18 protein-coding genes are annotated in these 19,448 nt (G+C 31.1%); 5 read left to right on the top strand and 13 right to left on the bottom strand.

The window, feature by feature from the left end:
- Nucleotides 1–27: 27 nt before the first annotated feature.
- Together EV195_RS11310 and EV195_RS11305 are read right to left on the bottom strand one after the other, a co-directional pair.
- Nucleotides 28–3,024, bottom strand: a complete 2,997-nt coding sequence (locus EV195_RS11310) for a T9SS type A sorting domain-containing protein (RefSeq protein ID WP_132795063.1) — start codon at nt 3,022–3,024, stop codon at nt 28–30.
- A 44-nt stretch (nt 3,025–3,068) separates the two neighbouring features.
- Nucleotides 3,069–3,710, bottom strand: a complete 642-nt coding sequence (locus EV195_RS11305) for a protein-L-isoaspartate(D-aspartate) O-methyltransferase (protein WP_132795062.1) — start codon at nt 3,708–3,710, stop codon at nt 3,069–3,071.
- A 119-nt stretch (nt 3,711–3,829) separates the two neighbouring features.
- Here EV195_RS11305 and EV195_RS11300 point away from each other — a divergent pair, with 119 nt between their 5' ends.
- Entirely contained in the window at nt 3,830–4,795 is a 966-nt protein-coding gene (locus tag EV195_RS11300; RefSeq protein WP_132795061.1) for a Gfo/Idh/MocA family protein, read from the top strand.
- A 26-nt stretch (nt 4,796–4,821) separates the two neighbouring features.
- The gene (locus tag EV195_RS11295; RefSeq protein WP_132795060.1) at nt 4,822–5,709 is read left to right on the top strand and encodes a 3-hydroxybutyryl-CoA dehydrogenase; all 888 of its coding nucleotides are present in this window, start codon (nt 4,822–4,824) and stop codon (nt 5,707–5,709) included.
- A 138-nt stretch (nt 5,710–5,847) separates the two neighbouring features.
- Here the strand turns inward: EV195_RS11295 and EV195_RS16910 are convergent, their stop codons facing one another.
- From EV195_RS16910 to EV195_RS11270, 6 genes are all read right to left on the bottom strand, one after another.
- Complete coding sequence (locus EV195_RS16910) at nt 5,848–5,970, bottom strand: hypothetical protein (protein ID WP_262708535.1); 123 nt, start codon at nt 5,968–5,970, stop codon at nt 5,848–5,850.
- 181 nt (nt 5,971–6,151) lie between these two features.
- A complete protein-coding gene (locus EV195_RS11290) occupies nt 6,152–8,725 on the bottom strand; it encodes a DUF6923 family protein (protein WP_132795059.1) in 2,574 nt (857 codons plus the stop codon).
- A 190-nt stretch (nt 8,726–8,915) separates the two neighbouring features.
- Complete coding sequence (locus EV195_RS11285) at nt 8,916–10,034, bottom strand: efflux RND transporter periplasmic adaptor subunit (RefSeq protein WP_132795058.1); 1,119 nt, start codon at nt 10,032–10,034, stop codon at nt 8,916–8,918.
- A gap of 31 nt (nt 10,035–10,065) precedes the next feature.
- The gene (locus EV195_RS11280) at nt 10,066–11,307 is read right to left on the bottom strand and encodes an ABC transporter permease (protein WP_132795057.1); all 1,242 of its coding nucleotides are present in this window, start codon (nt 11,305–11,307) and stop codon (nt 10,066–10,068) included.
- Between the two features lie 2 nt (nt 11,308–11,309).
- Nucleotides 11,310–12,539, bottom strand: a complete 1,230-nt coding sequence (locus tag EV195_RS11275; protein ID WP_132795056.1) for an ABC transporter permease — start codon at nt 12,537–12,539, stop codon at nt 11,310–11,312.
- 10 nt (nt 12,540–12,549) lie between these two features.
- Nucleotides 12,550–13,251: an ABC transporter ATP-binding protein gene (locus tag EV195_RS11270; RefSeq protein WP_132795055.1), complete on the bottom strand. Its 702-nt coding sequence runs from the start codon at nt 13,249–13,251 to the stop codon at nt 12,550–12,552.
- A gap of 130 nt (nt 13,252–13,381) precedes the next feature.
- Here EV195_RS11270 and EV195_RS11265 point away from each other — a divergent pair, with 130 nt between their 5' ends.
- The 3 genes from EV195_RS11265 to EV195_RS11255 are packed head-to-tail and all read left to right on the top strand — an operon-like array spanning nt 13,382 to nt 15,161.
- Entirely contained in the window at nt 13,382–13,798 is a 417-nt protein-coding gene (locus tag EV195_RS11265; protein WP_132795054.1) for a thiol-disulfide oxidoreductase DCC family protein, read from the top strand.
- Nucleotides 13,798–14,448, top strand: a complete 651-nt coding sequence (locus EV195_RS11260; RefSeq protein ID WP_132795053.1) for an HAD family hydrolase — start codon at nt 13,798–13,800, stop codon at nt 14,446–14,448. The genes EV195_RS11265 and EV195_RS11260 overlap by 1 nt, the downstream gene beginning before the upstream one ends.
- Nucleotides 14,448–15,161 carry an SMI1/KNR4 family protein gene (locus EV195_RS11255; protein WP_132795052.1) on the top strand — a complete coding sequence of 238 codons (714 nt, stop codon included), beginning with the start codon at nt 14,448–14,450 and terminating at the stop codon, nt 15,159–15,161. Before EV195_RS11260 ends, EV195_RS11255 begins: the two co-directional genes overlap by 1 nt.
- Here EV195_RS11255 and EV195_RS11250 read toward each other — a convergent pair.
- Genes EV195_RS11250 through gshB form a run of 5 tightly spaced genes read right to left on the bottom strand, consistent with a single transcriptional unit; the run spans nt 15,139 to nt 19,345 of the window.
- Complete coding sequence (locus EV195_RS11250) at nt 15,139–16,296, bottom strand: flavohemoglobin expression-modulating QEGLA motif protein (protein ID WP_132795113.1); 1,158 nt, start codon at nt 16,294–16,296, stop codon at nt 15,139–15,141. The genes EV195_RS11255 and EV195_RS11250 overlap by 23 nt on opposite strands.
- Nucleotides 16,297–16,321: 25 nt before the next feature.
- Nucleotides 16,322–17,152, bottom strand: a complete 831-nt coding sequence (locus EV195_RS11245; RefSeq protein WP_132795051.1) for an N-formylglutamate amidohydrolase — start codon at nt 17,150–17,152, stop codon at nt 16,322–16,324.
- Nucleotides 17,153–17,479 (bottom strand): hypothetical protein, encoded by a 327-nt coding sequence (locus tag EV195_RS11240; RefSeq protein ID WP_132795050.1) that lies wholly within the window; start codon nt 17,477–17,479, stop codon nt 17,153–17,155.
- Between the two features lie 2 nt (nt 17,480–17,481).
- Nucleotides 17,482–18,324, bottom strand: a complete 843-nt coding sequence (locus tag EV195_RS11235) for a sulfurtransferase (RefSeq protein WP_132795049.1) — start codon at nt 18,322–18,324, stop codon at nt 17,482–17,484.
- The gene (gshB, locus tag EV195_RS11230; protein WP_132795048.1) at nt 18,314–19,345 is read right to left on the bottom strand and encodes a glutathione synthase; all 1,032 of its coding nucleotides are present in this window, start codon (nt 19,343–19,345) and stop codon (nt 18,314–18,316) included. Before gshB ends, EV195_RS11235 begins: the two co-directional genes overlap by 11 nt.
- Between the last annotated feature and the right edge of the window lie 103 nt (nt 19,346–19,448).

Here is a 19,448-nt window from a genome sequence, read left to right as displayed (position 1 = left end):
TTTAGGCGGATTTTTTTGACACTTAAATTATTCCTTAATAAACATTTTCTTTAATACCTTCCCATCATTAAAAAGATGTAAAAAATAAACCCCAGTTGTTAAAGCACTTACATTTAATTCTGTAACGTTTTCAACTGATTTTTTATTTAAAATTAATCTCCCCGACATATCATATATACTCAAACCGATATCTTCCCTAGAAATTAAATCAGAAGTATTAATGTATATAACATCTTTTACAGGATTAGGAAATACGAAGATGCTAGCTAACAAAACATCATCTGTCCCTAAAGTACCTTCAGTCAATAACTCAAATGTAAACTCTCGGTTTTCACCATTGGTTGTAACGCAAGACCATAACTGAAAATGAGTACCATCAGCACTACTTCCACTTTTTAAGTCTAAACATTTACCTGATGTTTTAGCTGTAATATTTAATTTACAATTACTATTTTCAATAATTTGCCATTGTTGATTGTCATTTCCTGTAAAATTAGCCTCTTCAACATGATCTCCATTATTATCGCCTGTAGCACTTATATATTTTTGACTAGCTACATTTTTTATATAATAACAACCATTAGTAGCATCTTCAATAACCCATTTTTCTAAATCAGAATTATTACAAACTTGTTGTGTAATATTATAACCATTTGCTTCAACTGCATTCAAACATTTGTCATGAGTAGTAATTATTCTATAAGTATTTCCTGATTTTATATCTGCTGAAATACAGTTAGAATCAGAACAGTTATCCTCTAAATATTTTTCAAAGTCAATTAATGGCCAAGCTTCCTTACACCAATTAATAATTCGGTTAGTTATACTACAACTAACATTAAAGTTATTCTGAATTCTAGGAATAATATCGTAAAATTTATCAGCATATCGCTCATTGACCCTACCCTGATTAGGATTTCCGAAATGTGGAATATTAATTAAATCTTCCGTGGTTTTAGAGGCCGAATCTAGTTCAAAATTTCCTCCATGCATTGTTCTGGGCCAAGTATTTACATCATACTTTTCTACCTCGGTTAAAAATTGTAGTAATAAGGCTTCTAAAACTTTATCGGACAATCCAGGTTCAATAGCATCTAACTGTTTAACAATATCATAGGAAGGATTCCAAAATTCCTGATTACTGTTACTAGTTCCCATCATTTCCCAAATTCCTTGATTTCTAATTCTAAAGCCAGTATTACCAGGTCCATTATTACCAGACCAAGTTCTAATTTGATACATGTGGTTAATGGCAGAAAAATATCGTAGCGGCTCATTAATTCCAGAATAATGAGCAGCAAATCCCATAAAAGGTGTATGATAATTAAAATCTGTAGGAGTTGTACCTCCAACAAATCCATTCCCTCCATTTAAAACAAACTGTAAGTTATACCAAGTAGTTGTTTCATAATGACCTGTTTTATCTTGTTGAGTTTCATAATGCCTACTATTGTCTGATGTAAAATGTGCTGGAACTTCAAAAACTGAATACCATTTTACAGGCCATTGTCTTTCTCCTGGTTGATCTAAAGCTGGATCTGGCACAAGTAAAGGGGCTTTATCTTGTAAATTGAATTCATTCATAAATTCAAAATTTTTAACTGCCATCAACCTTGCCAAGCTAGTTTTAGCTAATTCTAAATCAATTCCTTCTTTTAAATTTGCATTAGCTTGACCTCCTTTAGACCTCCAATGTTTATTATCTGTAGAACCTATTTCAAAAAAATATCTAAATCCTGAATTCCCGTCAAGTCCCACCCCTAAGTAACGTAACTTCTGAGGAACATTGAAACTTTTAATATTACTTTCATTATAATTAGTAACAAAATCTGCTCTAATAGCTTCATAATTTTTAACCGGATTTTTAGTTGACTCTAAATTGTTCCACCATTCATTCTTTGAATAGGCATCTTTTGGATGAACAATAGGCAACCAATGTTTCCAATCTGGAAATTGAATTGCTAGTGGCAAAAGCGTACGATCTTCCATTTTATTAGAGTCAAAAACGTCTTTTACTGCTTGTTTTGAAGTTCCATTTGGAAAAAGATAAGGAAACATATCAGCATCCTTTTCTAAAACCCAATCTAAACCTGCACCTGCTGTCCATTCTAATGTAGACTTATCTTTAAGAATGGGCCCTGGTTGATAAGGTGGATTCCAAGGTCTACCAACTCTAGCTATATTATTTCCATCGGATAAACTTCTAATATATGCTGCGATGTCTTTTCCATCTTGTTCCGTTAGCCCATGAAATTTTGAACGTTCTATAATTGATAAATTAGAATAGCTAAAAATCTCAAGATCCCTTCCATCTTGAGTATGGCAATCAGCACATTTCGCTCTAATTGTTCTTCTACTAGGAATTGTTTTACCATACCAAAAACCTTGGTTGTTTTTTAAAGTATAATGATTCCATAAATTTTCATTAAACCATATATCTTTACCTTTAGATACAGAACTATTCTCAGGAGCAATCCAGGTATTTGGATTATCTTCCTCAAAAAAAGAATCTGATAATAACTTGGTGTTTGAGGCATCAAGAAGATTTATGTTAACAACTCTATACCCAATTGAAATACCATCTGAAGTATCAAATCTAAATTGAATGGTATTTGCTCCTTCTTTTATACCTGTAGCAGGTATTGTTAGTCTAATAGTATTAAATCCACCATGAACCATACCGCCATATGCCAATTCCTTTTGATTAACTTGTGTAGTTGAGTGATTTAATGAAACCCAATTCTCATCATTAATCTTAATGGATCCTTTATTTTCATAACTTAAATTATTTACTAATAACCAAATTTTACTAGTTTGATTTTTTATTTCATTAGTAATATTGAAGTTTAGACTTTTAATCGTTCCTTCTTCACCGAGAACTTCTACGGGTAATAAATTTGTATTGGATTTTTTTGACGCTACTTTAGTGTAACCTTCTGAAGAAATATTAGAAATAGAGAAATAATTCTTAAAACTTAAAAAACTGACAAATAACGCTACTGTGAAACTAAAGGGAAATTTCATAATTACTAGGGGATATTGTTAATGATCAGCAAGATACACAAAAATCAGTTCCTCTTTTCCAGCATCGGCACAAACTTAAAATCACCCAATTCGTGTTGTTCAAATTCTTTAGCAGACTTACGAATCAACAACGTCATGATTTGCGTTTCATCACCTACAGGAATTAACAACTTCCCTCCTACTTTTAATTGACCTAACAACGCTTTAGGAATAAAAGGAGCTCCAGCTGTTACAATAATTTTATCAAAAGGAGCTTTTTCAGGCAATCCTTTATACCCATCACCAAAAATAAACTTCTTAGGTCTATAACCTATTTTCGGTAAAAACAACGAAGTTTTCTTAAATAGTTCATGCTGCCTTTCAATGGTATACACCTCTGCTTTTAACTCTAAAAGAACTGCAGTTTGATATCCAGAACCAGTACCAATCTCAAGCACTTTTTCTCCTTCCTTAACTTCTAAAACTTGTGACTGAAAAGCTACTGTATAAGGATGAGAAATAGTTTGATTTGCAGCTATAGGAAATGCTTTATCCTGATAGGCATGATCTTCAAAACTACTATCAATAAATAAATGTCTAGGAATTTTTCTGACAGCATTTAGTACTTTTTGGTCAGTAATTCCTTTTCCTAACAAAACGTTAGCTAATTGATTTCTAAGGCCTTGGTGTTTAGTAGTATCTCTCAAAAAAAGCTGATTTTTGGGGTTTTAAAAGTAGTAATTATTCGCCAAAAAAAATGTATAAAAGTGTATCTTTGTTTGCGCCGATTATATTTTATTGGCAATCATTTAAAACTTAATTACATATGCTAAAAGCCGGAGTTTTAGGAGCGGGTCATTTAGGTAAAATTCATCTGCGTTTACTTCAAGAGTCAGATAAATATGAATTAATTGGATTTTATGATCCTAATGAGGAATACGCTCAAAAAGTGGCTGATGAATTTGGTTACCACCTATTCGATTCTATTGATAGTTTAATTGATGCTGTAGATGTTGTAGATATTGTTACTCCTACACTTTCTCACTTTGATTGTGCTAAAAATGCCATTGAAAAAGGCAGACATGTTTTTATTGAAAAGCCTATTACAAATACATTACAAGAAGCTGAAGCTATTAGAACATTAGCTAGTCAAAATCACGTTCGCGGACAAGTAGGTCATGTTGAACGATTTAACCCTGCATTTACAGCTGTTAAAGACACTATTGATACGCCAATGTTTATTGAATCACATCGTTTGGCTGAATTCAATCCTAGAGGCACAGATGTTCCTGTGGTGCTAGATTTAATGATTCACGATATAGATATTATATTATCAGTTGTAAAATCAAAAGTTAAAAGCATATCTGCTAGTGGAGTTTCTGTTATCTCAGAAACGCCAGATATAGCAAATGCAAGAATTGTATTTGAAAACGGTTGTGTTGCTAACTTAACTGCTAGTAGAATTTCTATGAAAAACATGAGGAAAACACGTTTTTTTCAAAGAGATGCTTATATATCTGTCGATTTTCTAGAAAAAAAATCGGAAATAGTTAAAATGAAAGATGCACCTGAGATACCTGGTGACTTCGCTATGATTTTACAAAATGCAGAAGGCATTAAAAAACAAATTTACTTTGAAAATCCAAAAATAGAACCAAACAATGCAATTTTAGATGAGCTTAACTCATTTGCCGATGCTATCAATAATGATACAACTCCTATCGTTTCTTTAACACAAGGAACTGAGGCTTTAAGAGTAGCTCACAAAATAATTGATTGTTTTTCTAAATAATATATAACTACTAAAATTTAATTTTCATGAATAATATTGCAGTAATTGGTGCAGGAACTATGGGAAATGGAATTGCTCATACTTTTGCTCAATTCGGATTCAACGTACAATTAATTGATGTTTCTCAAGCTGCTTTAGATAGAGGTTTAGCTACAATTTCTAAAAATTTAGACCGTATGGTAGCTAAAGAGAAAATATCTGAAGATTATAAAACAACTACATTAAATAATATCAGAACCTACACTAGTATAAAAGAAGGTGTTCAATATGCTAGTTTAGTAGTAGAAGCTGCTACTGAAAATATCGATTTAAAACTGAAAATTTTTAAAGAACTAGACGAAGTTTGTCCCGAAGACACAATTTTAGCTACCAATACTTCTTCTATTTCCATTACTCAAATTGCAGCAGTTACCTCTAGACCTCAGCAAGTTATAGGAATGCACTTTATGAATCCTGTACCAATTATGAAATTGGTAGAGATTATTAGAGGGTATAATACTTCAGATCAGGTAAATGATTTTATTGTTGATTTAACTAAACAGATAAATAAAGTTCCTGTTGAAGTAAACGATTATCCTGGTTTTGTTGCTAATCGTATTTTAATGCCAATGATAAATGAATCTATTGAAACATTGTACAATGGTGTAGCTGGTGTTAAAGAAATAGACACTGTAATGAAATTAGGTATGGCACATCCTATGGGACCATTACAATTAGCAGACTTTATCGGTTTAGATGTTTGTTTATCTATTTTAAATGTAATGTATGAAGGTTTTAAAAATCCTAAATACGCTCCATGTCCGTTATTAGTAAACATGGTTACTGCAGGTAAACTAGGTGTTAAATCTGGTGAAGGATTCTATGATTACTCGGAAAGCAGAAAAGCAGAGAACGTAGCTAAAATGTTTAGCTAAAAGATACCTAAAAGAAAAATAAAAAAAGAGAGCTCAATTGAGCTCTCTTTTAGATTGGGGATTATTGTGATCAATTACTATAAAGTAATCTAAGGGGAAAACTTGACGATTTTCGGGGAACCTTTTTTGGGGGGAATGTTACTTGTTAAAGGGACTTCTATTATTCTTTACATATACTGGGATTCTTTCTACTCTAAGTCCTGAATTTGAAAATCCAAATAAAACTTTAACTAACTGATTTAATGGTTGAAAAATGTTCATATTAAAAGATGTTTTAAGGGGTTATCCTTTTGTTTGACACCGCTAAATTACAACACATTACCTCTTTACTTTTTAAATTTTAGACTTGTAGTAGACGATGAGCCGATAAGTGGTATTATTTTGTCGATAAGTAAAAAATAAATATCAATTCATCGGGTTTACTATGTTTTAACCCAAGAAACTACCTTAGTAACAGCTTACCTTTCCATTCTTTTTTACCTGAATATATCTTAAAAAAGTATATCCCAGCGGCTAAGTCATTTCTATTAAAAATTAGAGTATTAGCACCTAGATTCGATTCAAAAACCTCTTTATGCACTTGCTTACCGAAAATAGTATACACTTCAAAACTATATTTACCAAGTTCTTGCGTATGAAACTTAAGCTGTGATGATTTAACAACAGGATTTGGCACTATCTTTATAATATTATTACTCTCATTATCTACTACTGAAGCAGTAGCTCCTTTCAAAAAGTGAAGACTATTCATTTCAATAAACTTGCTTTCGGCAATTGAACTTTCAGAGAGCATTGTAAAGAACAACATCTTAACATCAGTTAAACTTTCATTATCTAACATATTATTGAAATCACTAAGTAATAAAGCGTATTCTTTTTCATCTTCTTTTAAATCAATTATTATATACGGTTGATTATCCCATGATGAAATACTTTCTTTAATCAATGTGATTTTTAGCTTACCAGTCCCTTTTGCTATAAAAGACATTATATCATAATCTGATAAATCTACTTTTTCAAATTTTGGTGTTAAAGATCTGTATATTGACACATCTTGATTTGTTAAAAAGCTTGCAGCCATATTTCGTTCTACCTGATAAGCTTCTTCTCCAAAATTAGTTGCGTTTTGCGTTATCGAAAAATCACTTACAAAAGATTCCGAACTGTAGTCAATTCCCCAAGTTCCGTCAGACAAGAATAAATCATCAGGAGTCATTCCATATTCATTAGACAATCTAAATCCAAAATCATATAATTTATCAGTTTCTAAAGAAACAGTATTTAACGAATTCTCTAATGCCACAGTAAAATTTAAATTCTCACTTTCAGAAGTTTCAGTTGCTCTTTTATAACCATCTATTGAAATTGTAGTTGCTCCAATAGTACTCACAACCTCCATATCAATCTTACCATTATTATAAGTTGCCTTTCTGATAAAAACTGGTGGCGCTTCAGAACTTATATAAGATGAAATTTCTTTTTGTACATTAATTAAGTCCAATACTTCTTTAGAAAGTTTATAAAGATGGTCTATACTGCTCGCCCATATTTGAAAATTATAAAACCCTTTTTGAGAATATTTATCTAAATTCCAATGAGATTCAACTATGAAAGAGTTCTTATCTTGAGACTCTGATACAGAAAAACTAGCAACATATTCAATTCCTCCATCTGGTCTTTTTACGATTGATTTTATAAACACTTGGTCGTTAATTTCCATATTAGAAACCGAAAGTAATTCTGCACCAGTAAATCGATCGCAAATATGTTTGGTGTGTTCGTAAACTGAGTTTTCTGTTTCTAAAACCATAATAGTTCCCAGACCTTCGTTATTAGTAGTAATATAATCTACTGATAACACATCAACAGCATTTGTAATGTCTTTTAAATCTGTTGGTGAACTCTCAACCACATATGTATTTTCGATTACTTCCATTGGTATAAAATCCCACAATGTAACTTCAGTAGTAGATTTTTTCCCATATGAAGCCTTTTTGATTATCTTTTTAGCCGAACTAACTTCAAATTTATAGTTTGTTTTAACTCTGTTTAAATTTCTTTGATTTATTTGTTGAGATAAGCGATTGTTACTCTCTAAACCTCCATCATTACCGGTTGAAGTTGCAGACATTTCAGGACAAGATGCTACCCCAGAACATGAAGGATCGTCACAATCAATTAATCCATCTCCATCGTCATCAATTCCGTTTGTACAATTTTCTTGTGGGACTGGTGCTGTCGGACAACGAGCACCGTCGTTTTGAGAACTAGACGGACCATAAGCAAACAAGTTAGACTGCATATCTAAACTGCTCGTAACATTTTGAACTCCGTAAATAACGTATACTGTTCCTGTTTGATTTGCTGAGATATAAAAATTACCATCAACATCAAAATACACAGCTCCATAAGTATAATCTAACCCTGAAAGAATTGGAACTTCACCCAGCGCCTGAACATTACCTGAAACTGGATCTATTTTGTATAAGATATTGGTGTATTTTTCAACAGTGTAAAGCATATCATCTACTGCATTAAAAGCCCAATCATGATTGCTTATCGCTTGTGATAAATTTACAGTTCCAATATTGGTAAGATAGTTTGGTGAACTTGGATCTAAATCGATTTTATAAAAAGAAGAACTTCCGTTTTTTAAGAAATAAATTCCATCTTGATTAACATCTCCTACATACGAATAAGGAGCATTAGATAGTGTAAAATGAGTAGTTTCGTAATTATTACCTATTCTAATAATAGTATTTGATGGACTCTTTAACGATCCCCAAATGTATCCATCTTTAGGATTATAACCTACACCATTTATAATAGAAGGATCAATATCAATTCCTTCTAATGTAGCATTACCAGAAGCTAGGTTTTGTGCATACACATCGTTACTTTGAAACAAATACGCTTCGGTAACACAATTAAACGGCTCACTTTGAGAATTTAAATTGATACTAACTACTAATAATAAGATTACTATCGCTTTTAATTTTATGTATTTATTTTTCATACTAAGCCTTTTTAATTATTGATGTGACAACTTCTGTTACAAATTTAATTTGCTTAGTTTTCAAAGTAGCGCTATTAGATTATACTTACCATTAGCTGAGGTTTAGCAACAAATATTGTGGGATAAAAAAGTTTAAAAAATACAAAAGCACCTCAATGAGGTGCTTTTATTACCGTTAATCTATAGTTTTTTAGTTTTTGTCTTTATCTTTTTCGCTTTTAGATGCTTTGTTCCATATTTTAATTTCATCTTCTGCAGAAATACCAGACTTTACCTCAATATTAACTCCATCAGAAATTCCAAGTTCCAGTTCTTTCTTTTCAAAAGAATCTTCACCTGTTTTTATTTCAACATATGGTTTTTCAGTTTTTTTATCAAAACGAAGTAAGGCCTCCTTTATAGCTAAAACACTATCTTTTTTCTCTAAAACAATATCTGCATTCGCCGAATAACCAGCTCTAATGAAATACTTATCATCTAAAGAAACATCCGCTTTTATTTTAAACTGAACTGCTCCACCTTCTTCTGTTCCTTTTGGTGCGATGAAATTTAACAATGCAGGAAATTTCTTATCCTCAATTGCTCCTAAAGAAACTTCTAACTCTGTTCCTTTTATCAGTTTTCCAACTTCAGATTCGTCAACTTTTCCTTCAAAAATCATTTTGTTCATATCTGCAATAGTTGCAATGGTTGTACCTGCATTAAAACTATTACTTTGAATTACTTGATACCCTCTTTTAACTGGAATTTCAACTATCATTCCTGAAGAAGTAGCTCTAATATTTGTGTTAGCTGCACTTCCTAAACCTGCTGTAGTACCTCTTTTTATAATGTCCATATTCGAACGAGCATTCGCTAAACGCTGTTGTGCATTATTATAAGACAACTGAGAGTTTTCAAACTCTTGACGAGCAATTACACCTCTTTCAAATAAACTTTTATTACGCTCAAATTGAATTTTTGCGTTATCAAAAGCTAATTGTGCATTTTTAATTTCATTGTTTGCTGAGTTTAATGCTTCTACATTAGGTACTACTCTTACTGTTGCTAATAAATCTCCAGCTTTTACTACTTGTCCTTCTTCTACTACTATTTTATCAACAATTCCAGCTATTTGAGGCTTTATTTCAACCTCTTCTAAAGGAACTACCTTACCCGTAGCAACTGTTTTCTTAACAATAGTTGTTTTAAATGCTTTTTCAGTTTCGAATTGTACAACACTTTTCTTGTTCTTTTTCGCAAACCAAATTAATACGGTTGCAAACAACACAAACACAGTTATTAATATAATTTTTGCTCTTTTACTCATTGTATTTATTTATATAGTCTGATTATTATTTTTATTCTTCTCTTAATGCTTCAATTGGTTTCACTAATGTTGCCATATACGCCGGAATTAATCCTATTAAAGTTCCCAATACCACAAGTATAAAAAATGCGAAAAGAATTATTGGGATATTAACTGTAGGATTTAATAATGTTGGATCTGGACCTGAGCCTAATGTTGTATCTATTAAGAAAAGTATAAGTCCACCAAAAACAATTCCTAACATTCCGGCAACAGTAGTTAAAAAAACTGATTCTAATACTACTTGCTGTCTTATTTCTATTGGTGTAGCACCTAATGCTCTTCTAATTCCAATTTCTTTAGTTCGTTCTTTAACTGTGATTAATAAAATGTTACCAATTGCAAAAACTCCTGCGATTAAGGTAGCAATTCCAACAAACCAGGTTAAAAATTGCATTCCTGTTAAAAAGCCAGTTACTTTATTTATTTGTACTGCTAAATTAAAACTTCCAAATGCTCTATTATCTTCTGGATCAACCTTATGTAGGTTTTTAAGTGTTAACTTTATATCACTCTCTAATTGTTTGATATCTACACCTGTATCCCCAGTAACCATCATCCAGTCTATATAATTTCCTCTGTTATATATTTGTTGAAATGTAGTAAACGGAATGTAAGCTGCATCTCCATCTATACCTATGTTTCCTCTTTTATATACACCAACTACTTTATAATTGATATTATCTGCAATTACATATTGACCAATAGGAAATTCATTCTTTTCAAACAGTTGCTTATAGGCAGTTTCTTCAATTACAATGACTTTTGATTTATTAGTAATGTCATTCTCATTGATAAACCTACCATAAATTAAATCTTTCTTTTGCACTTTATCCAAAACTGGATAATCTCCACTTATACTAAACTCACCAGTTTTAAATCCGTTGATGATGTTTGTACTTGTTTGGCTTCGAGGCGCTAAATACTTAATATCTTTGAACTCACTTTTTAAAACTTCAATATCTTTTGTTGTCAAACGAATTCTTCGTCCTTCTTGGAAACCTTTAAATGGTTTATCAGTTCTTTGCGCCCACATAAAAACACTATTGGTTGCAAAATCTCCGAACAAATTTTTAAAATTGTTTTCCATTCCTCTGGCTGCTCCCAGAAGTACTACTAACAAGAAAATTCCCCATAAAACTCCAATAATAGTAATTATAGTACGTGTTTTGTTCTTACGAATTCCTCCGTAAATTTCTTGCCAAGTATCTGAATCAAATAAAAATTTAAACATAATTAATCTGCTCTTAAGGCTACTATTGGTTTAATTTGGGCTGCTTTCTTTGCCGGTAAATATCCTGCAATTAATCCAGCTATAACTAGGGTTATTGTTGCTCCAACAACGATACCTGTATCAACACCTGGATTTTTAATAAAATACTCTTCTAAACTATCTCCTATTTGATTGAGAATATAGGTTCCTAATAATAAACCTAAATATCCTGCAAGTGCCGTAATTAATAACGATTCTTTAACTACCATTGCAATAATAGAAGATGGTTTTGCTCCTAAAGCTTTACGAATACCAAACTCTTTGGTTCTTTCTTTAATAGAAAAAATCATGATATTACTAATTCCGATAATTCCTGCTATTAAAGTACCTGAACCTACAAAAATTACAATAAAATATAAGGCTATCATAAATTGATTTACACCTTTATTAGCCTCTGCCATGTTCCTAACCGACAAAGCACTTTGATCATCTGGATGTATATCTAACTTCTCTCTTAAATCTCTTTCTAATTGATTTCCAAAAGCAATAGCTTGATTTAAATCTAACTTAGGATCATAACCTATATTAATCTGACTGATATAGTCATTATTTCCATATAGTTTTTGCGCTGTAGTAACTGGCATATATGTTAATCTTTCCTCATTATCTCCTCCATCATCAGTAAATACACCAATTACTTTATACGAAATACCATTTACATTAACTTGCTTTCCTAAAGCGGGTCTTTCCCCAAATAAATCTTCTTTAACTAATCTACCTATTACAATAACTTTAGATGCCTGTTGAAGATCTAACTCGTTAATATATCTTCCATCAATAATATTCGTTTTTTCTAAAAATTGATGATCTGGATGAACAGCTCTTAGATTATATGAATCTTGTTTACTTTTGTATGAAATACTAACATTTTTATAGATTCTTGCTGTTAAATACTGAATCTTATTATTGTATTTCTCTTCAACATAATCGTAATCTTTGTTCTTCAACTGAATACTTCTTCCAGATTGCAGTCCTTTGTATGGCTTAGAAGTTTTCCAAACTCTAACAAACATAGAATTTGCAGCGTCATCAACAAAAGCCTCAGCAAATGTGTTTTTCAAACCACTTACAATTCCGAATAATAAAGTAAACAACAAAATGGCAAAGGCAACAGTAAAACCAGACAGTACTGCTCTAAGCTTATTTTTATTGATACTCTGAAATATTTCTCGCCAAGAATCTAAGTCAAACATATTGAAGCTTTTATTTTACAGTTTTAAGTTTACCTGCTTTAGTATATTCATCACTAATAATCACACCATCTTTTAATCTAACAATTCTATTTGTTTGCTCGGCTACATCTTCCTCGTGTGTAATTACAAATACGGTCATTCCTTCATCATTAATACCTTTTAACAAATCCATTACAGAATCAGTAGTTTTAGAATCTAATGCTCCAGTAGGCTCATCAGCTAAAATAACTTTAGGGTTTGTAACTAAAGCTCGTGCAATGGCTACACGTTGTTTTTGACCTCCAGAAAGTTCATTTGGTAAATGATTTGCCCAAGGTCCAAGCTCTACTTTTTCTAAATACTCTTGCGCTATCTTTAATCGTTCTTTTCTACCCATACCTTTATAATACAAAGGCAATGCAACATTTTCTAAAGCTGTTTTATATGATATTAAATTAAACGATTGGAATACAAAACCTAAAAACTTGTTTCGAAGTACAGCTGCTTTCTTTTCGTTTAAGTTTTGAATTAGTTGCCCATTTAAGAAATAATTTCCTTCATCATGAGTATCTAAAAGTCCAACAATATTTAACAAAGTAGATTTACCCGATCCAGAAGATCCCATAATAGATACAAATTCTCCTTCTTTTATGTGTAAATCAAGTCCTTTTAAAACATGAAGAGAATCTTTCCCGATTGGATAAGATTTGTGTAGTCCTTCTATTTTTATCATATAGTTAGTTAATTTTTCTGGTTTGTACGCTTATAAAGTATCGACTTCATTTACATACACTGACTAGACGCTTGTTTTTAAATTATGTTACAGAAAGTTATTGTAATTTTGAAAAAAAATAAAAATTAGTATGATTGAGTTTCCTGAAAATAAAAAAATTATTTTGTTTGATGGTGTTTGTAACCTTTGCAATCAAACGGTATTACGAATTATTAAACTTGATAAAAAAGATACTTTCAGGTTTACTTCCTTACAATCTGAAACAGGAAAAGAAATTATTGATTATTTAAAAATTGATACCACAAAAGTGGATTCAATTATATTATTTGAACCAAATCAAGCTTATTATTTAAAATCTACTGCCGCTTTAAAAATATTTGGTAACTTTGGAGGAATTTGGGAGGTAAGTAAGTTTCTATTGTTTTTCCCCTCTTTTATCAGAGATTTTGTATACGACATTATTGCAAAGAATCGATACAAATGGTTTGGTAAAAAAAATCAATGCATGATTCCTACTCCAGAATTACTATCAAAATTTTTAGATTAATGATACAGAATTTAAGATGCGTAATCTTTGATATGGATGGTGTAATAATTGATTCGGAGGAGTTACACAGAAAAGCATATTATGAAGTATTTGAGTCTTTAGATATAAATGTAACTGAGGAGTTATATAAATCAATGACAGGATCTTCTACGCTTAATGCTTTTCAAAAATTAGTTTCTCATTTTAATTTGAATGAAATTCCTGAAGAACTTGTAATAAACAAACGAAAAAGATATGTAAACTTTTTTGAAAACGATCCTAATCTAAGTTTGATTAATGGAGTTGAGGATGCTATTCAACATTTTTTCGAAAAAGGTCATACGCTTGTTTTGGCTTCATCATCTGCTATGGTAAATATTAATCGTGTTTTTGATCGTTTTGATTTGCACAAGTACTTTACAGCTAAAATAAGTGGTGCAGATTTAAAAGCTTCAAAACCTCATCCAGAAATATTTGAAAAAGCAGCTATTTTAGGAGGACACGACAGAACTCATTGTATTGTTATTGAAGATTCTGATAATGGAATTAAAGCGGCTAATGATGCTGGGATTTTTGCCGTGGGTTATAAAAACCCGTTGGTTACGAATCAGACATTAGAAAACGCTAATATGGTTATTTCTAGTTATAACGAACTAATTGAAATTTGCTAATGGGAAAATCAACGTTAAAAATTTTTGTAATCTCTGTGTTATTAATTTTAGCAATGGGGTTTGTGTATTTAAAAAACAAGGACGCTTCTAAAAGCATAGAACATAATGTTTCTGATAAAACCTTGATTAAGAATGCGAAGCAACAGATAGACTCTATCAAACAATCTTCTTTTGTAGAAGATACTATGATGGAATTAATAATCAGTTTAGCTGATGATTATGACAAACATAAAAACGTAGGCACTAAGCTTTCTGATATTGAAATTGAAAAAATTGAAGAAAAATTAAACCTTACGTTTCCAGAATCATATAAATTATTTTTAAAATACTTTGGTGATGGTGCTGATTTAGTTTACAATGTTAAAGTAATGAAAACATCAGAAGCTACATATATTACCAATCAGTTTAAAGATTTATCAGAGGAATTATCCACTGAAGATGAAACAATTCAAAGTAGTTCTTTGCTTTCTTTAACAAATAAGAACAATAATGAAATTGCTTGGTATTGGGTTGTTGACCAATCTCTTGATAATAATGAATGGGGCTTAGCTTGTTTCAATTCTAAAAATCTATCTATAGAATATACTGTAGAAAACTTCACAAAATGGTTAGAATTTCTAGTGAAAAGTAAAAATAATGTAGTTACTGAATTACAAAATCTAGAAAATGCTGGTGTCAGTAGTGATGCAATTACTTCAAGTTATCTAAAATAAAATTTATTGTTTCATTGGTATTATTATTAACTGAATAAGAATCAGTTATATATTTTGAAGGAACTGCATATCCCTTCTCTATTAAATACTTAATATGATTTGCAAATTCTAAGGTTACTTTACCGGTAAGCAAATTACTCAAATCTTTACCTTCTTTATAATGGTTATAGATTTTTTTAAGTCCTGTTAAATACAAGTAATCTTTAGTAAAACCTCCTCCACGGTATGCTCTTAGCGTTATATAAAATGCATTCTCACGATCTAAATCAAAAGAATTGTGCAATAATCGAAAAGTTCTTGAAAAAGAATATCCTTTTGCTAAACCATTAACAGCCAACACACGATAAGCCAGTTCTTTTAATCTTGTTAAGGTAAGATTTCCAGACATATACTCACTAAAAACAGCTAATCCTTCTTGAGTTTCTTCATTATTAGGAAAACCATGTGAGAAAATTTTTAAAGGATGCTCTAAAGCATTCATAGTAGTAACCATATGAACTCCAATTTCATGGTTTGTTAAAATTGCCAGTTCATTATCTGAATAGGTATAATTTTCATTTAAGACTAACGCACGTTTACTATTTAAAACCATAGCAATAGCACTCATCTTTTTTGAATGTCTTATACTGAAATCAAAGTCGTACTTCTTTCCATAATCAACAAAAACTTGTTCTGCGTCTTTAGAAGAATACTTGGCTTTAAAAGCTGGAGCTGTTACATCTTCGTCTTCAAAATGAAGAATGAATTTAGCGTTCTCTACATCATCTTCAGTAGGCGACCCGAAAGAACGTAAACTATTGTAGTAAAACTTTTTTCCTTCACCAATTGTCTCAATGCATTGAATCAAACCAGAATAGAAGTAAATAATTTCTTCATATAAATCTCGAATCATTTCATCTTCGATATCTTCAAGCGGCAAAGCAAAAAACTCGCTATGCAATTTAAATTTATCGAAATCGCGTTCTGGATATATAAAATTAGGATCCGTTAAATATTTGGAAGCAAAAAATTTTGTTTTTTCTTCTTCTATATTAACCGGATTTACATATCTAAGTAATTCTATTTCTTTTACCAGTCGATCAATTCGTTCGTCTATTTCAAATAGTTTCTGTGTATTCACCGAAGTATCAATCATCATTATAAAGTTCTACGCTACAAATTTAAGATTTATGTCTTCTATAAAAATCTTTTGCGTGTTCTTTTAACTTACTATTTAAATATACTTTTACTGCATTTACCACTTCTGGATAAATAATTTGGTCCAACTCATCACAATACACCTTAGCTATTTCTGTAGCTAGCACCAAGGTGTTTTCAAATTTTTGAGTTATAAATTTTAAGAAATATCCATTACCCTGAAACGTGTCATTAACTTTTGAAGTTGATTTAATTCCGTTTGGTAATGGCATTTGCTCTAATATCAATCTCCATTCCTCAATATCTGTTCCAAACCTATTATTATCAACATTTGCAGTACCTAAATTCCATGTAGGTACTTCTCTCTCCCAACGTTGCCAATTATAACTGTGCATATCATAAACTATACACTTTTCGTATTTTTCTTCAAGTTTTAGAATTAAAGCCTCAACAACATCATAAAAAGCATCATGCTTCGCTAAGCTTTTTTCTTTCATTTCTAATGGCAAAGGAGACTTCCACAGTTGTTTACCCCAAGCATCCTCATAAATTGCCGATTCTGGAGCTCTATTCAAATCATATTCAAATCTTGAGTCTAAACCAGTTATAACAATAGGGTGCTCTGCAATCATTTCTTTAGTACATGGATCCTCTTCGTACCAACGCTCATATTCTGTGTGCAAACAATTATGCCATAACTCTTTTCGAAACTGATGTCCATCATGAACAGCTGCACAAACATAAGGCACATATTCTTCAATCTTTATTGTAAAAGAATAGTCTGAGGAAACAGCTTCAAAACATTCTTCGTTTTTAATTTTTTGAATTATTTGTTCAATCGATAATTTATCCATCTACTTCAAAATTTTTTGTAATGCAGCAAAAATTTGTCTCTCTACTTTATCAACGGTACCATCAGCAAAAAAAACCTCTTTAATATCATTAATAAGACTTCTTTTTTCCTCTACTGAATACTTATTCATTAACAAATACTCCTTAATGTTTTCGATAATATCTTCTTCTCTATCAAAAACAATTTGAGTATGTACTTTATTAAAAGTTTTCTCATCTACTTTAGAAAGAATATAATTGCGTTCTTCTTCCGTTTCTAAGAAATTACACTGAGCAGCATATAACAAAACATAGGCTTCAAATTCAGTTTTTGTCCATTCTATAATCATAATTATTTCGCAATAGGTAGATTAGGTGTACTTGCCCATTCAGTCCATGAACCATCGTATACCGAGTAGTTAGTATTTTCAGTAATTTCAAGAGCTAGTGCTAAAATACAAGCAGTAATTCCCGATCCACATGTAAAAATATATTTCTTTTTATTTGAATTAATAGCTTTAAACAACAACTCTAATTCTTCTTTAGATTTCATTTCACCATTCAACTGCACTTCTGTATAAGACAAATTTATTGAGTTTGGAATATGCCCTCCTTTTAAGTCTTCTCTCGGCTCAGGAACTTTAGCTAAAAAACGATCATTTGATCGAGCATCGGCTATACAATATTCATCAGAAGAAATAGCATCTAAAACTTTATGATACGAAACAACTCTATCTTCAATTAATACAGCTTTAAAATTTCCTTTTGATAATTGGGTAGCAGATTGATTTTCTACTTTATAACCTTTTGCTTTCCAACTTGGTAGTCCACCATTTAGAACGGCAACATTATCAAAACCAAATAATTTAAAAAGCCACCAAGCTCTAGGAGAAGAATACACTCCTAAATCATCATAAATAATAATACAAAAATCATTATTAATTCCTAAACTTTGAACTTGCTTCTCAAAATAATCTTCTTGAGGAATTGTGTTTGGAAACGCACCTTTCTTATCTAAGAAAACATCTTTTAAATCAAAAAAAACAGCTTTGGGTATTTGCATTTTTTTCTCAAGAGAAGTATCTGAGGATCCAACTTTTTTAATAGTTGCATCTAAAATAATTAAATTATCTGCATCTCTATTTTCATATAACCAATCGACTGATACAACCGGAGAGGTAATTTTAAGCGTCATCTACTTGCTTCTTTAAATCTGTCATTCTTTTAAAAGCCGCATTCTTTTCAAGAACCTTGCTCTCTAAAAAGTCTACAACTTTTTCTTGAAGTTTAACTTTTGAAACTTTATTGATGTAGGTAATTCCTCCTGGACTCATAACATTAACCTCAACCAACTTTCCATTAATCACATCAATACCAACAAAATAAAGTCCGTCTTGAACTAATTTTGGTCCAATTTTCTTACATAATATTTTTTCTGCCTGAGTTAATCGATGTCTCTCAACTCTTCCACCTGCTGTAATATTAGATCTGTGATCTTTATCTCCTGGAATCCTTTTCATTGCACCAATAGGTATTCCGTTTAATAGTAAAATTCGTACATCTCCTTTATCAGCACCTTCAATATATTCTTGAAGAATTACATAATCTGATGAACCATCGCTTTTACTAATGTAAAAATCTAGCAAAGAATTGATATTTCCCATTGCCGACTTTTCAATTAAAATAACACCAGAACCACCGTAACCATTTAAAGGTTTCAAAATCATTTTATCAGAATCTGATTCTTCGATTGTTTTTATAAGGTACCCTTTATTTTTAGAAACGTGTGTAACTGGAATAATTTCATTATTAGGGTCTTCAAAAACCGCAGTATATAATTTGTTATTACCCTCTCTCATTCCCTGCACTGAATTAATTATAAAAACATCATCTTTAACAGAGTCTAAAAAATTAAGCATTAAAGGATCTAATGGTGGATTAGCACGCATAAAAATAGCATCAAATCCAGCTAAAGGAAGCATTTCTTCTCTAGTACTTGCTTTTTTATAGTACGTTTTAGGAGAAGTAGGCACTTTATCCATTCTTTCAATAATTGTGCAAAAAGCACTCGTAACACTATTCCTAATTGTTAAGTTAGAAGGTGTACAAATGGCAACTCCATGACCTCTTTTGGCACATTCATGAATTAAAGTTAATGAAGAATCGGTATCAGGCTTAATTTGTTCCCAAGGGTACATTAAAAAACAAATATTCATTTAATTAGTTATAGTTTTTGATTAGTATTTTCTTTAAATTTTTAAGTAAAAAAACACCAATAACGACTGTCGTTTTGGCGTTTATAAAAGTACTCTTTTTTTA

Origin of the sequence: Tenacibaculum skagerrakense, assembly GCF_004345825.1 — a bacterium.
Taxonomy (GTDB): domain Bacteria; phylum Bacteroidota; class Bacteroidia; order Flavobacteriales; family Flavobacteriaceae; genus Polaribacter; species Polaribacter skagerrakensis.
Note: the sequence above shows the minus strand (reverse complement) of the source record. Positions and strands in the feature narration are given on the sequence as shown.

Bases quoted from the DNA above. Each gene is read 5' to 3' on its own strand.
- EV195_RS11310 (WP_132795063.1), bottom strand. From the start codon at position 3,024: ATGAAATTTCCCTTTAGTTTCACAGTAGCGTTATTTGTCAGTTTTTTA.
- EV195_RS11300 (WP_132795061.1), top strand. From the start codon at position 3,830: ATGCTAAAAGCCGGAGTTTTAGGAGCGGGTCATTTAGGTAAAATTCAT.
- EV195_RS11295 (WP_132795060.1), top strand. From the start codon at position 4,822: ATGAATAATATTGCAGTAATTGGTGCAGGAACTATGGGAAATGGAATT.
- EV195_RS16910 (WP_262708535.1), bottom strand. From the start codon at position 5,970: ATGAACATTTTTCAACCATTAAATCAGTTAGTTAAAGTTTTATTTGGA.
- EV195_RS11290 (WP_132795059.1), bottom strand. From the start codon at position 8,725: ATGAAAAATAAATACATAAAATTAAAAGCGATAGTAATCTTATTATTA.
- EV195_RS11285 (WP_132795058.1), bottom strand. From the start codon at position 10,034: ATGAGTAAAAGAGCAAAAATTATATTAATAACTGTGTTTGTGTTGTTT.
- EV195_RS11280 (WP_132795057.1), bottom strand. From the start codon at position 11,307: ATGTTTAAATTTTTATTTGATTCAGATACTTGGCAAGAAATTTACGGA.
- EV195_RS11275 (WP_132795056.1), bottom strand. From the start codon at position 12,539: ATGTTTGACTTAGATTCTTGGCGAGAAATATTTCAGAGTATCAATAAA.
- EV195_RS11270 (WP_132795055.1), bottom strand. From the start codon at position 13,251: ATGATAAAAATAGAAGGACTACACAAATCTTATCCAATCGGGAAAGAT.
- EV195_RS11265 (WP_132795054.1), top strand. From the start codon at position 13,382: ATGATTGAGTTTCCTGAAAATAAAAAAATTATTTTGTTTGATGGTGTT.
- EV195_RS11260 (WP_132795053.1), top strand. From the start codon at position 13,798: ATGATACAGAATTTAAGATGCGTAATCTTTGATATGGATGGTGTAATA.
- EV195_RS11255 (WP_132795052.1), top strand. From the start codon at position 14,448: ATGGGAAAATCAACGTTAAAAATTTTTGTAATCTCTGTGTTATTAATT.
- EV195_RS11250 (WP_132795113.1), bottom strand. From the start codon at position 16,296: ATGATTGATACTTCGGTGAATACACAGAAACTATTTGAAATAGACGAA.
- EV195_RS11245 (WP_132795051.1), bottom strand. From the start codon at position 17,152: ATGGATAAATTATCGATTGAACAAATAATTCAAAAAATTAAAAACGAA.
- EV195_RS11240 (WP_132795050.1), bottom strand. From the start codon at position 17,479: ATGATTATAGAATGGACAAAAACTGAATTTGAAGCCTATGTTTTGTTA.
- EV195_RS11235 (WP_132795049.1), bottom strand. From the start codon at position 18,324: ATGACGCTTAAAATTACCTCTCCGGTTGTATCAGTCGATTGGTTATAT.
- gshB (WP_132795048.1), bottom strand. From the start codon at position 19,345: ATGAATATTTGTTTTTTAATGTACCCTTGGGAACAAATTAAGCCTGAT.